Origin of the sequence: Alishewanella agri BL06 (assembly GCF_000272005.1) — a bacterium.
In the GTDB taxonomy this organism is placed as follows: Bacteria; Pseudomonadota; Gammaproteobacteria; order Enterobacterales; family Alteromonadaceae; genus Alishewanella; species Alishewanella agri.
This window is the reverse complement of the sequence record NZ_AKKU01000012.1, coordinates 128,803-142,702: the sequence shown is the minus strand read 5'-3', so window position 1 is coordinate 142,702 and position 13,900 is coordinate 128,803. Positions and strand designations below refer to the sequence as shown.

Annotated in this window: 11 protein-coding genes and 3 tRNA genes; 13 read left to right on the top strand and 1 reads right to left on the bottom strand. The window is 51.0% G+C overall.

Annotation, left to right across the window (positions count from 1 at the left end; translation table 11 throughout):
- Positions 1–81: 81 nt before the first annotated feature.
- From AGRI_RS07425 to AGRI_RS07360, 13 genes are all read left to right on the top strand, one after another.
- Positions 82–828: a hypothetical protein gene (locus tag AGRI_RS07425; protein WP_008984346.1), complete on the top strand. Its 747-nt coding sequence runs from the start codon at positions 82–84 to the stop codon at positions 826–828.
- Positions 828–1,280, top strand: coding sequence for a regulatory protein RecX (locus AGRI_RS07420; RefSeq protein WP_008984345.1), 453 nt, complete (start codon positions 828–830; stop codon positions 1,278–1,280). The genes AGRI_RS07425 and AGRI_RS07420 overlap by 1 nt, the downstream gene beginning before the upstream one ends.
- Before the next feature lie 16 nt (positions 1,281–1,296).
- Positions 1,297–3,918: an alanine--tRNA ligase gene (gene alaS / locus AGRI_RS07415; protein ID WP_008984344.1), complete on the top strand. Its 2,622-nt coding sequence runs from the start codon at positions 1,297–1,299 to the stop codon at positions 3,916–3,918.
- A gap of 124 nt (positions 3,919–4,042) precedes the next feature.
- Positions 4,043–4,243, top strand: coding sequence for a carbon storage regulator CsrA (gene csrA, locus AGRI_RS07410; RefSeq protein WP_008607295.1), 201 nt, complete (start codon positions 4,043–4,045; stop codon positions 4,241–4,243).
- Positions 4,244–4,404: 161 nt separating this feature from the next.
- Positions 4,405–4,494 (top strand) — tRNA-Ser (locus AGRI_RS07405).
- 11 nt (positions 4,495–4,505) lie between these two features.
- A tRNA-Arg gene (locus tag AGRI_RS07400) sits at positions 4,506–4,582 on the top strand.
- Positions 4,583–4,624: 42 nt separating this feature from the next.
- A tRNA-Arg gene (locus AGRI_RS07395) sits at positions 4,625–4,701 on the top strand.
- Positions 4,702–5,395: 694 nt separating this feature from the next.
- Positions 5,396–6,688 (top strand): PqiA/YebS family transporter subunit, encoded by a 1,293-nt coding sequence (locus AGRI_RS07385; protein ID WP_008984342.1) that lies wholly within the window; start codon positions 5,396–5,398, stop codon positions 6,686–6,688.
- On the top strand, positions 6,685–8,355 hold the full coding sequence (pqiB, locus tag AGRI_RS07380) for an intermembrane transport protein PqiB (RefSeq protein WP_008984341.1): 1,671 nt from the start codon (positions 6,685–6,687) through the stop codon (positions 8,353–8,355). Before AGRI_RS07385 ends, pqiB begins: the two co-directional genes overlap by 4 nt.
- On the top strand, positions 8,352–8,903 hold the full coding sequence (locus AGRI_RS07375; protein ID WP_008984340.1) for a PqiC family protein: 552 nt from the start codon (positions 8,352–8,354) through the stop codon (positions 8,901–8,903). The genes pqiB and AGRI_RS07375 overlap by 4 nt, the downstream gene beginning before the upstream one ends.
- 203 nt (positions 8,904–9,106) lie before the next feature.
- The gene (locus tag AGRI_RS07370; protein ID WP_040291652.1) at positions 9,107–9,349 is read left to right on the top strand and encodes an oxaloacetate decarboxylase subunit gamma; all 243 of its coding nucleotides are present in this window, start codon (positions 9,107–9,109) and stop codon (positions 9,347–9,349) included.
- 20 nt (positions 9,350–9,369) lie between these two features.
- The gene (gene oadA / locus AGRI_RS07365) at positions 9,370–11,157 is read left to right on the top strand and encodes a sodium-extruding oxaloacetate decarboxylase subunit alpha (RefSeq protein ID WP_008984338.1); all 1,788 of its coding nucleotides are present in this window, start codon (positions 9,370–9,372) and stop codon (positions 11,155–11,157) included.
- A gap of 25 nt (positions 11,158–11,182) precedes the next feature.
- Positions 11,183–12,313, top strand: coding sequence for a sodium ion-translocating decarboxylase subunit beta (locus AGRI_RS07360; protein WP_008984337.1), 1,131 nt, complete (start codon positions 11,183–11,185; stop codon positions 12,311–12,313).
- 78 nt (positions 12,314–12,391) lie between these two features.
- Here AGRI_RS07360 and AGRI_RS07355 read toward each other — a convergent pair whose 3' ends face one another.
- A complete protein-coding gene (locus tag AGRI_RS07355) occupies positions 12,392–13,810 on the bottom strand; it encodes a peptidoglycan DD-metalloendopeptidase family protein (protein WP_008984336.1) in 1,419 nt (472 codons plus the stop codon).
- Positions 13,811–13,900: the final 90 nt, after the last annotated feature.

Below are 13,900 nucleotides of genomic sequence, written 5' to 3'. Positions count from 1 at the left end.
AAGGCTCCGTTTTATACTGGCTTTGCAGTATGATAGGGGCCTTTTTACCGGCGTGAAGCCGTTGGCCTTAGTGGAGTTCGCGTGGAAAAGCCGTTTCAGATAAAACTGATTATTCGCCGGGTACCGGCACTGGCTGCTATCAACTGGCTGAAAATGGCCTGGGATATTTTCAAACAGTACCCACTGCTATTTATTCAAATGCTGTTACTGACTTATGTGGTGACGTATCTGGCAGCGCTAAGCAGCATAACCCTAATTATTGGTGTGCTGGTCAGTGCATTTTTTACTGCTGGTTTTTATCATGCCATCGCGGGTGTACAACAACAGCAAAAAATTGACCTGAGTTGGTTATTTCATGCCTTTAAAGATGCGAGCTGCCGGCGCAGTCTGATCCTGATTTCGATTAGTGAGTTTGTCGTCACTACGCTGGTGGTGATGATTTTCCAATCCCAAACCGCAGAAGCGGTAATTCGATTACAAGAAACCCGCGAACTGGATAGTAGTTTATCCTTGCAAGTGATGGCGCTGTTGCTAACGGTGTTTTTTATTAAACTGTGGATCTGTTACGCTATTGCCATAGCGTTTTTCCTGAAAGAGCAGCGCTTATTGATAATTCTGGGCGCCGCCCTGCTGGCGTGCTGGCGTAATATCAGCGCGCTGCTGATTTTTATGCTGTTGTCAGTGGCCCTAATCATCCTTAGTATACCTACGATGCTGTTAGCTCTGGTGGTGGTGATCCCACTGTTGATGATTAGCTGGTTTTTATCCTTTAATGAAGTATTTGCGTTAAAGCTAAATCCGCAACAGGACGGTGTTCTGGAAGTCTGATGGCGTTGACAGAGTTTAAAAAAGCGGCGGTAAACTGGCTAAGCCGACGCGAGCACAGCAAGGCAGAACTGAGCCGAAAACTGCAACAAAAGGGTGCCAGTGCAGCAGAGCAAAGTGCCGTCTTAGCATGGTGTCAAGAGCAAGGATACCTGGACGAGCTGCGGTTTTTAGAGATGATACTGCGCCATCGCAGCCAGCAAGGCTATGGTTATCAGTTTATTCTGCGTGAATGCCGGCAACATCAGTTTAGCGCTGAACAGGTGTCGGCCATGGCGGAACAACTTGAAATAGATTGGTGGGAGTTAGCCAGGCAAAGCTACCAAAAGAAATTTGCCGCTAAGGCGCCTGGTGATTATCAGGAAAAAATGAAGCGTATGGCCTATTTGCAACGTCGCGGCTTTAGCAGTGAGCAAATTCGGGCCGTGTTTAGTGATACTAATGTAACCGATTAACTTAACAGGATTTTTCATGAGCATGACATCCGCCGCTATCAGGCAAGCCTTCCTTGATTTCTTCGCCGGTAAAGGCCACGCTGTGGTACCGAGCAGTTCGTTAATCCCTGGCAACGATGCCACCCTGTTATTTACTAATGCTGGCATGGTGCAGTTTAAAGACGTGTTTCTGGGCCAGGATCAGCGCAGTTACAGTCGTGCTGTCTCCGCACAGCGCTGCGTGCGCGCCGGTGGTAAGCATAATGATTTAGAGAACGTCGGTTATACCGCCCGTCACCATACCTTTTTTGAAATGTTAGGCAACTTCAGCTTTGGTGATTATTTTAAACAGGATGCGATTCGGTATGCCTGGGAATTCCTGACCGAAGTGGTGAAATTACCGAGAGAGCGGTTACTGGTTACGGTTTATGCCACCGATGATGAAGCCTTCGCGATCTGGCAAAACGACATCGGCGTGCCTGCCGATCGGATTATCCGCATTGGCGACAATAAGGGCGCACCTTATGCGTCAGATAACTTCTGGGCGATGGGTGATACCGGCCCTTGTGGTCCTTGTACTGAAATTTTCTATGACCACGGCGACCATATCTGGGGTGGCCCGCCGGGCTCTGCGGAAGAAGATGGCGATCGTTTTATCGAGATTTGGAATATCGTCTTTATGCAGTTTAACCGCCTGGCCAGCGGTGAAATGCAACCCTTGCCAAAACCCAGTGTCGACACCGGTATGGGGCTGGAGCGGATCGCCGCCATTTTGCAGCACGTACACAGCAACTACGAGATTGATACCTTTGTTGCGCTGATTAAAGCCGCGGCTGCAGCCACCGGTGCTACCGATCTGACAGACAAATCGCTGCGCGTGGTGGCTGACCATATTCGCAGCTGCGCCTTTTTAATTGTCGATGGTGTGATGCCATCGAATGAAGGTCGTGGTTATGTACTACGCCGGATTATCCGCCGCGCTGTGCGTCACGGTAATAAGCTGGGGGCCAAGGGCGCCTTTTTCTATAAGTTAGTCGCTGCTTTGGCTGCTGAAATGGGTGATGCATACCCTGAACTGCGGGCGAAACAGGCGATTATTGAAAAAGCGCTGCAACAGGAAGAGGAACAGTTTGGCAAAACGCTGGAGCGGGGCTTACAAATTCTGGATGAAGAGCTGTCGGGTCTTGCCGGCACAGAAGTTCCCGGCACACTGGTATTTAAACTGTACGATACCTACGGCTTCCCGGTAGACCTGACCAATGACGTGGCGCGTGAGCGTGGCCTGAGCATTGACCAGGCGGGTTTTGATGCCGCCATGGCAGAGCAGCGCAAGCGGGCGCAGCAAGCCAGTAACTTTGGTCTGGACTATAATCAGCAACTGACATCAGCGGTACAGACCGGCTTTACCGGTTACACCGAGCATTTTGGTAATGCCAGAGTACAGGAAATTATCAAAGACGGTCAGCAGGTTAGCCATTTAGCAGCAGGAGAAACCGGCCTGGTGATCCTGGATAGCACGCCGTTCTATGCCGAATCAGGTGGTCAGATTGGCGACACCGGTAGCTTTAAGCTGCAGAACGGTGCTGTGTCAGCGGTGCTGGATACGCAAAAGATTGCCAAAGCCTTTGCCCATAAGGTTGAAGCGAGTAGCGAGCTAAAGGTCGGTGATCAGGTTGAAGCGACTATTGATCTGGCGCGGCGCAATGCCATTCGTAAAAATCACTCGGCAACCCACTTATTACATGCTGCCTTGCGTAAAGTACTGGGTGAGCATGTTACCCAAAAGGGCTCGCTGGTTGGCCCGGAGCGGCTGCGCTTTGACTTCTCGCATTTTGAAGCGGTAAAACCCGCTGAGCTACAGCAATTGGAGCAAATGGTTAACGAACAAATCCAACTGAACCTGCCACTGCTGACGCGCGTAATGCCTATTGAAGCGGCGAAAGCAGCCGGCGCCATGGCGCTGTTTGGCGAGAAGTATGACGACGAAGTGCGGGTACTGAGCATGGGCGAGTTCTCAATTGAACTCTGTGGTGGTACACACGTCGAACGCACAGGTGACATTGGTTTCTTTAAAATTGTCAGCGAAGGCGGTATCGCCTCGGGCGTGCGGCGGATTGAAGCCGTCAGTGGCCCGGCCGCCATTCAGTACTTGCAGCAGTTAGATCTGCAAATCAGCCAGGCCGCCAGCTTGTTAAAAGGTGATGCCTTTAGTCTGGCCGAGCGGGTACAGCAAACGCTGGACCGCAGCAAACAGCTGGAAAAAGAAATCGAGCAGTTAAAGGCCAAGTTGGCCAGCTATGCCGGAGCTTCATTAACGGCGAATGTGCAGCAAGTGGGTGAGGTTAAGGTGCTGGTGCAACAGCTGGAACAAACCGATCCCAAAGCACTGCGGACTCTGCTGGATGAGCTGAAGAACAAATTGGGTTCCTCAGTGGTGTTACTGGCCACTGTGAATGATGACAAAGTCAGTTTAATTGCTGGCGTCAGCAGTGATTTAACTGCCAAGGTACATGCCGGTCAATTGGTTGGCTGGGCAGCAGGCCAGCTTGGCGGTAAAGGCGGTGGCAGGCCAGATATGGCACAAGCTGGCGGTACTGATGTAGCTGCGCTACCTAACGTGTTGAATGCGGCATTGGCCTACATTACAGAGCGCCTTTAAGCCCTGGCAGGTATAATGTAAAGAAGAAAAGTTTAAAATACGCTGGCGCTGGAGTATCATTCAGCGCTAATCTAATAACAGCACAGAGACAGAGCTCTGTGGTGACAGGCAAAGGAGCAATCGCATGCTTATTCTGACGCGTCGAGTGGGTGAAACCCTGATGATCGGTGATGAAGTTACCGTAACCGTTTTGGGTGTTAAAGGTAATCAGGTACGAATCGGTGTCAACGCACCCAAAGACATTTCTGTACACCGCGAAGAAATTTATATGCGGATCCAGGCCGAAAAAGATACTAACGGCGGTAATTTCAGCGAGGGTGAGTAACCTTCGCCTCCTCCCGGTTTTTCCCGTAAAGCAGCACTTTTGCCGCTTTTAAGTCAAATAAGCAACGATTTGCTTAAAAGCTCGGCAAACAGACTTTTCGGTTCTAAAAATAGTTTGACTTATTTTCCTGAGACATTAATATACACGCCGCAACACAGCGCGGAGATGTGGCCGAGTGGCTGAAGGCGCACCCCTGCTAAGGGTGTATAGGGGAAACTCTATCGAGGGTTCGAATCCCTCCATCTCCGCCATTTCTCGGAATGGACGCGTAGCTCAGCTGGATAGAGTACTCGGCTACGAACCGAGCGGTCGGAGGTTCGAATCCTCCCGCGTCCGCCATCCGAGAGAAGAAGCGCTGTTATTGTAAGATGCAAAGTTTATGGACGCGTAGCTCAGCTGGATAGAGTACTCGGCTACGAACCGAGCGGTCGGAGGTTCGAATCCTCCCGCGTCCGCCATATTCGTAATGACCCGCTAAGGTGAAAACCTCAGCGGGTTTTTGCGTTTAAACGACATGCTAAACCAGCGGGAGGTGAGAACCTCCGTTAGGTTCGACCAATTTGCTCCGATCTCCGTGACATATCTAGATTTGTGCATCCGGCGGTAATCATTCCGTACAACTTTGACGGGACACGCTGTGAATACCTCCCTGTACGGTTACAAACTTCATCCTGAAGTTTGCCCTACGGGCCAGCTAAAGCTGTTCAAATTTGCTCCCGGCAAATTTGTGTCATTTTTCATCCCTGAAAAATACATTCCCTTACAAAGTGCACGGAATGCTTACCACCTCGTTCACGATCATGCCACCAATAGTTTTTTATACGTTATGTATGATATTCAGCGCGCTTAGGTTGAAGATTGCGGTTGCAGCATTTGTCGAACTAGGCGGTAAATGCATAGTACACTTTGTCCGGGGACGTCTTTCGCATGGATGCGAAAGAGGAGCCCCCATGGATGGGTTCACGGCGTGCCCCGGCAAAGTTGTACGGCGCGTTTAGCCGCCGGATGCTCAAATCCTGTCTCTGCCAAAACTGGAGCTTAATATTTAGTAAGAGTACTAAGATTAGCTTCAACATCACCACCTATTCCTCCGCTCTGCTGAAATATGCTATAAATGCATTACTTAGCGCGACTTTCTAACCCGGAAACCCCGTGTCTTTCAGCCAAAGCCTGACCATCAGCGGTGTCGACACCTTAGCGGCAACAGAGCAACAGCACGAACTGGTGCTATGCCGGCATTGTGACTTATTGCAGTGGTTACCTGAGCTGCAGGAGGGGGAAGAGGCACATTGCCAACGCTGTGACCATCAACTGGACGTGCGCCAGGTGCAGCCCATTCTGCGGCCTGTACTCTATGCCGGTTCAGCGCTCTTTATGCTACTGCTGGCCAACCTGTTCCCGTTTATCAGTATGGGCGTGGCCGGTAATCGCAGTGAAATGCATTTCTTTGACACCTCCGCTGTACTCTTTACCGAATACCATCAAAGCCTGGCCATTCTGGTCTGGTTATTTATTCAGGCTGTGCCAGCCTTCTGCATGGCGGCGGTTATTTATTTGAAACTGGGTATGCTGTACCGGCTACCGGCGCGGATCTGGGTGGCGCGGGTACTCTTTATGCTCAAGCCCTGGAGTATGGTCGATATCTTTTTGATGGGGTTGCTGATTAGCTTTGTCAAACTGGTCGCTAATGCCGATATTTCACTGGGGTTAAGTTTCTGGGCATTTTGCATCTTCTGTTTATTGCACCTGCGCACCTTTCAGGTGATTGACCGCCACGAAATGTGGTCGCGGTTAGCCGTGGCGCCTGCTGTGCCGGTAACGGCTGCAGCCGGTAAAACCGGTTTGTCGCAACAGTTAAAACTTTGCCCTTGTTGCACAGCGATAGTACCACTGGCGCAGGCGCATTGCCCGCGCTGTCAAACCAAAGTCTATCCGCGGATACCAGCCAGCCTGCAAAGAACACTGGCGTTATTAGTGACAGCGGCCATTCTGTATATTCCAGCCAATTTGCTGCCGATTATGCGCACCGTCTCCTTTGGCAATGTTACGGATTCCACTATTATCAGTGGCTTTATTTTAATGTGGCAGGATGGTGAGTATCCGGTGGCGCTGGTTATTCTACTGGCGAGCGTGGTGGTACCTATTGCGAAAATTCTGATTATGTTCTGGCTTTGTTATCTGGTGATGGCGCCGGTAGAGGTGCGTAGCAAGCTGACCACCAAAATTTACCTGCTGGTAGATTGGGTTGGCCGTTGGTCGATGGTCGATGTGCTGGTCGTGGCGATCCTGGCGGCACTGGTGCGTTTTGGCCTGTTAATGAGTGTTTATCCGGGCGTTGGCGCCTTAGTATTTGCTGCAGTGGTCATTATTACCATGCTGGCAGCCATCAGTTTTGATCCGCGATTGCTGTGGGACCAGCCATCGCAAACAGGAGAGCAGGTGTGACCGAAACGCAAAATACTGCAAAAGTAAAACCGATCCGGCAGTGGTCACCGATTTGGGTGGTACCCATCGCCGCGGTATTGATTGGCTTGTGGATGCTATATAACCATCAGCAGCAACAGGGGGCAATGTTGTTACTGATTGCCGAAGATGCTGAGGGGATTGTCGCGGGCAAAACGCAGATTAAAAATCGCAGTGTCGATGTTGGTCAGGTGGTTTCTGTTGAGCTCAGTACCGATTTGAAGCAAGTTATGATTAAAGCGCGGATGAAACCTAATGTTACGCCGCTGCTAAACGAAGGTTCGCAGTTTTGGGTAGTGAAGCCGCAAATCGGTCGCGGTGGGGTTACTGGTCTGAATACCTTGTTGTCGGGTGCCTATATTGAATTACAGCCCGGCGATTCTCCCCGTGTGGTACTAACGCATCCGCTGTTAAATACGCCGCCGGTTGCACCAGCCGATGCGCCTGGGATCCGGGTAACCCTGCAAACCAGTGACCCAAGCACGCTGGCGGTAGGTGATCCGGTGCTGTATCGCGGTTATGAAGTCGGTACTGTTGAAAGCAGTCAGTTTGAATTGGCGGAGCGGCGCACCCGCTATCAGCTATATATCCGTCAGCCCTATGATGCACTGGTCACGGAAAACATCCGGTTTTGGATTAGCAGTGGCGTCTCATTCGACTTATCAGCCGAGGGGTTATCGGTAGATGTCGGCTCCGCCGCTACCTTACTCAGTGGTGGTGTGAGCTTTGATTTAATGGATGGTTGGCCGGCGGGTAATCCGGCCGCTAACGGTAGCGAGTTCCAGCTGTTCCCGGATCGGCAAAGTATTCAGGAAGGGATGTATAACCAGTTTGTTGAGTATATCGTGTTTTTCGATGAGTCGGTCCGTGGTTTGAAAGCTGGTGCCCCGGTTGAATATCGGGGAGTGCGGGTCGGCACGGTTGCCAGCGTGCCGTTCTTTTTTGCGATGGAAAAACCCTTTGAAGTGTCGTTGAATCAAGGCGTGCCGGTACTGATCCGGATCGAGGCCGGGCGCTTGTATGAAAATCTGACCTTACAGCAGTTGGGAGTAGAGTTAGAGCAGGCGGTCAGCCGGGGTTTACATGCAATGTTAAAAACCGGCAATCTGCTTACCGGCGCGCTCTATGTCGATTTGGATATTAATAGTGAATTACTGGCCGATCTGAAACAACAACAGCAGTATCAGGAGCAACTGGCATTAAGTCAGCAAGCGGGGTACCCCAGTTTACCTTCGGCGCGCAGCGGTTTAAGCAATATCGAGCAAAAGGTGTTGTTGGCACTGGATAAAATCAATAATTTGCAGTTGGAAGAGTTCTTAACGCAAGGTCAACAAACACTGGCGGCTACCGAGCAATTGCTTGGCAGCAGCGAACAGTTACTGGCGAGCTTGCAGGCCTTTTTGGCTCAGCCTGAGCTACAGCAGTTACCGACGAATTTACAGCAAAGCCTGACTGAACTGCAGCGGGCTCTGGCAGGCGTGAGCCCGGGGTCAGTGGCGTACGAACGGGCCGGTAGCAATCTGCAGGTGCTGGAGCAAACGCTGCGCGAACTGCAACCGGTGCTGAAAATGCTAAATCAGCAAAGCAATGCGTTACTGATTAATGCCAGTGAACAAGCCGACCCCCAACCAAGGAAAGCCAAGCCATGAAAGCCCTTATCATCAGTTTAAGTTTACTGACGTTGGTTGCCTGTAGCAGCAAGCCAACCGCAGTCTACTATTATCAGTTAGCTGTGCCAGCGACACCTACAGCGGATACCGCCAGCTTGCCGGCACTCTATGTCGCACCGATCCGGGTTGCCGCCTATCTGAATGGCACAGGGCTGGTGATGCAGCAGTCCGAGGTCGAGTATGTCATTACCCGGCAGCATTTATGGGCTGATGCCCTGGAGCAGCAGTTGCAACGGCAGTTACAACAGCATTTGCTGCAGGCGCTGCCGGCTCAGCCATTACGCAGTGTGCAGGCTCAGGCGCAGCGACAGTTATGGCTTGAGATTGACCGTTTTCATGCCGATCCCTCCGGTCAGGCGATCCTAAGTGGCCGCTATCGATTAGCACAACAACAGACGGAAATTAACCAGCCGTTTAGCTATCAGGTAGCGTTAGAGGCTGACGGTTATCCGGCCATGGTGTCAGCCCTGAGTCGCGCCTGGCAGCAGTTACTTGCCGATATTACAACAAGACTTTCTGCCGGCTAAGCCGGCATTTTTTTGCCCTGATAACGGTGCTGAATAGCCATTAAGCGTTTAGATGTCTGGAAATATAAACGTCTTGACTCTTGATTGTTGTGGCATGATCGTATAGAAATACCAATAGTAGCTATAAGGCTAATTTATTGTTCGCAGGCCGAAATCTGGGCCATACTGTTAATAATAAATTGCAATTAACACAGGGTTTACTGATGGTTGCAGATCTCCTTTTAGAAGCAGCGGCGCTGATGTTTATTGGCATGGTCGCAGTGTTTACGTTCCTGTTCTTGCTGGTAGTGCTGTTAAGACTGATGAGTCACACCGTGCAGCGTTACTTTCCGGTTAAGCAAGCCGAAAAATCTACCAAACTGGAAACTGCCTCCAGTCAAACTGTCTCGCCTGCGGTTGTCGCTGCCATCGGAGCAGCTGTGCATCAATACCGCCAAAAACAATAATCGATAAAGAGGATACTGGCATGTCTAAGCCTTTGTTATTAACCGAACTGGTGCTGCGTGATGCGCATCAATCATTACTGGCGACCCGACTGCGGTTAGAGGACATGTTACCGATCGCCAGTAAATTAGACCAGGTAGGTTACTGGTCGGTCGAATCCTGGGGTGGTGCGACCTTTGACGCCTGTATCCGTTATCTGGGCGAAGACCCCTGGCATCGGATCCGGGAATTAAAGAAAGCGATGCCAAATACCAAGCAGCAAATGTTGCTGCGTGGTCAGAATTTACTCGGTTACCGCCACTACGCCGATGATGTGGTGACCCGATTTGTTGAGCGCGCGCATGAAAACGGCGTCGATGTGTTCCGGATTTTCGATGCAATGAACGATATCCGCAACCTGCAAACGGCAGTTCAGGCCGCGATTAAAGTGGGGGCGCATGCCCAGGGCACGATTTCTTACACCGTTAGCCCGGTACATACCATAGATAGCTGGGTGGATATGGCACGACAGCTGGAAGATATGGGCTGCGACTCAATTTGTATTAAAGATATGGCCGGCTTGCTGAAGCCTTATGATTGCGAAGAGCTGGTTACCCGCATTAAGGAGTCGGTGAAGATCCCATTGGCGATGCAATGCCATGCCACCACCGGTTTGAGTACTGCGACTTATCAGAAAGCGGTGGATGCCGGTATCGATATGTTAGATACTGCCATTTCCTCGATGAGTATGACCTATGGCCATAGTGCAACCGAAACCTTGGTAGCTATTACCGAAAACACCGAACGTGATACCGGCCTGAATATGGAATTGCTGGCAGAAATTGCTGCCTATTTCCGCGACGTCCGGAAGAAGTACGCCAAGTTTGAAGGTTCGTTAAAAGGTATTGATGCCCGTATTTTGTTAGCACAGGTGCCCGGTGGTATGCTGACCAATATGGAAAGCCAGCTAAAAGAGCAGGGCGCACTGGAAAAACTGGACGAGGTATTAAAAGAAATTCCCCGTGTGCGTGAAGATCTGGGCTATATCCCACTGGTGACGCCAACTTCACAAATTGTCGGCACTCAGGCGGTACTTAATGTGTTAACCGGTGAACGCTATAAGAGTATCACCAAAGAAACCGCAGGCGTGTTAAAAGGCGAGTATGGTGCTACACCTGCACCGGTTAATACTGAGCTGCAACAAAAAGTGCTGGCCGGCGGCAAAGCGCTTACCTGTCGGCCAGCCGATGTGCTGACGCCTGAACTTGAAAAGCTCACTACAGAATTATCCGAGCTGGCGAAAACTGAAAACATCGATTTAGCGTCAGAGCTGGTCGATGATGTGCTGACCTATGCGCTGTTCCCGCAAGTTGGTTTAAAATTCCTGAAAAACCGCAATAACCCTGCCGCCTTCGAGCCGGCGCCAGATTTGGTCGATGAACCGGTAAAAACAACGTCATCCAGTCAGTCTAAGCCGATAAACACTGCTGGCCCTGCCAGTTATAGCGTACGGGTTGATGGGAAGGTTTATGAAGTTGAAGTCGCACCCAGTGGTGAGCTCAGCAGCGTTAAGCCTGTGGTGTCAGAAAATATCCCGGGCAGTGCCTCTGTTACCGGTAGCACCACGTTAAATTCACCGCTGGCCGGCAATATCTGGAAAGTCGTCACTAAGGCCGGTGCCAGTGTTAAGCGCGGTGACGTGGTGATCATTATGGAAGCGATGAAGATGGAAACCGAGGTGCGTGCCGTGGCCGATGGTGTTGTGGCAAAAATTCACGTTGCCGCCGGCGATGCCGTTGCCAATGGCGACGTGTTAATCAGCTTTGAATAAACCCGGTCGTCGTTAAGGATTAGAAATGGAAGCATTACAAACGCTGATTGCCTCGACCGGTCTAGTCAACTTCACGCCTGGTCAGATCGTGATGATGTTGGTTGGGGTCGTTTTGCTGTATCTGGCGATTGCCAGAGGTTTTGAACCCTTGCTACTGGTGCCGATTGGTTTTGGCGCCATCCTGACTAATATCCCACTAGCAGGGATGGGGGAGCCGGGTGGTATTCTGTATTTGTTTTATGAAATGGGGATTACCTCCGGACTTTTTCCATTACTGATCTTCCTTGGCGTGGGCGCGATGACCGATTTTGGCGCGCTAATCGCCAACCCAAGGACCATGTTCTTGGGTGCGGCTGCCCAGTTCGGGATCTTTGCGACCTTATTTGGCGCTATCGCGTTGAATTGGGTGCCAGGCTTAAGTTTTACGCTCAAAGAGGCGTCTGCCATTGCGATTATCGGTGGTGCTGATGGTCCGACTGCCATTTTCCTGGCATCGCGGTTAGCGCCGGATCTGCTCGGTGCGATAGCCGTGGCGGCATACTCCTATATGGCTTTGGTGCCCTTGATCCAACCGCCGATTATGCGGGCCCTGACTACCGAAGCAGAACGCAAAATTCAGATGACACAGCTTAGGGTGGTCAGTAAGCGTGAGAAAATTGTGTTTCCGTTATTGCTACTGCTGCTAACCATCTTACTGTTACCAACAGCAGCACCACTGATCGGAATGTTCTGTTTAGGTAATCTGATGAAAGAGTGCGGGGTTGTTGACCGCCTGAGTAAAACGGCCCAGAACGAGCTGATTAATATCGTCACTATTTTCCTCGGCTTAGCAGTGGGTTCGCGGTTGAGTGCGGATAAGTTTCTCACCACCCAAACCTTAGGAATTCTGCTGTTGGGCATGGTCGCCTTTGCCATTGGTACTGCCGCCGGTGTGTTAATGGCTAAGCTGATGAATAAGGTTTCGAAGCAACCGATTAACCCACTAATCGGTTCGGCCGGTGTGTCGGCGGTGCCGATGGCGGCCAGGGTATCGAATAAATTGGGCCTGGAAGCTGACCCACATAACTTCCTGTTGATGCATGCGATGGGGCCAAATGTCGCAGGGGTCATAGGCTCGGCAGTCGCAGCAGGGATTTTGCTGGCTCTGGTTGGTTAGAGAAATTCTAAGCTTAGCAAAAACGCCCACTTAGGTGGGCGTTTTTGCAGGGGTTAGCTCAGAATAAACTCACTTAGCTCAGGGCGCCGCCTGTTCAGAATCAGTTGGGTTTTGGCGGGCCGCCAGATACTGCTGCTGTTGTTGCTGTAATTCTCTGAGTAGGGTGCTGGCAGTGACACTAAACTGCTGTTTTTGCTGGCCGGTTAGTGGTGTTGCCTGCGGCAGTTTCACGGTACGTGGATTACGATGTACGCCAGCCACGATAAATTCATAATGCAAATGGGCACCGGTAACCCGGCCCGTAGCTCCCAACCGGCCTATAGTTTGGCCTTGCTTTACCCTTTGCCCGACTTTAACGTCGCGGCGGGATAAATGCAGGTACTTGGTAGTGACATTATTCGCATGCTGAATAAAGACATAATGACCATTCAGATTATTAAAAGCGGAATGTGTTACCCGACCATCACCGGCTGCCATAATAGGGGTACCAACAGGTGCCACATAGTCAGTGCCATTATGGGCCCGCACTGTACCTAATACCGGGTGCAGGCGCCTTGGATTAAAATTAGAACTGACGTACTGAAAACTTACCGGGGCGCGCAAAAAAGCCTGACGCATGCTCTGACCATTCGGTTTATAGTAGTTGCCGTCAGAGTGCAGGATGGCTTGATATACCTCGCCCTGATTGGTAAATTCTGCCGCCAGAATAGTACCGTTACCCAATGGCTCGCCTTCCAGATATTCGGCATTAAATAATACGGCGAAGCTATCACCGGCGCGTAAATCCAGCGCAAAATCGATATCCCAGCCAAAGACACCGGCCAGTTGCATGATCTGGCTCTCCGTTAAGCCGGCAGCCAGACCGGCATGCCAGAAACTACTGCGGATTTCACCGGCGGCGAATTGTTGCTGCAACTCAACCGTTTTTTTACTGGTAGCGGCACTAAAACCGCCATCGCTCTGACGTGAGACTTCCAAGGTTTCCAGGCGGTTAATGGCATAGCGTAATTGCTGCAGCTCGCCTTGCTGATCCAGACCAAACTCAATTTGCTCGCCAGGAAATAACCGGGTTAGGGTGCGGGTTGGCCGGCCCAGATCCAGGATCTGTTGCATGGTTTGCTGGCTTACTCCGGCCTTGCGGAACAGACCCGATAAAATATCGCCGGATTGCACAGAGACGGTTACCCAGTTTAACCCCGGTTCAGCGCCTGGTTGTTGTGATGTGGGTTCTGGCATATCGGCTGTTGTATTGGTTAGGTCGCTATCCGTTGCGGTGTTTGACAGTTCTGCGGCAACAGCGTCACGTAATTCGTCACTGACAAGATTATCGATGGCGGCAAGGTCTAATCCGGTAGCAATCTCATCTGCCGGGCGCTCAGTATTGCGCGATGCCGAGGCGTGTTCGGACGGCATCAGTAGTAAAATGGCTAGCAGCACGGAAACCAACAGAATCAACAGACGGTGGCGGGAAGGTAATTGCGAGACCAGTTGTTGCATCGGGAAATACCATCGAGTTGAAAATGCACAAAAACCGAGCATAAACCCTTTTTTTCGGTGATACCAGACTTTTCTGCGTTTCGTCATGGC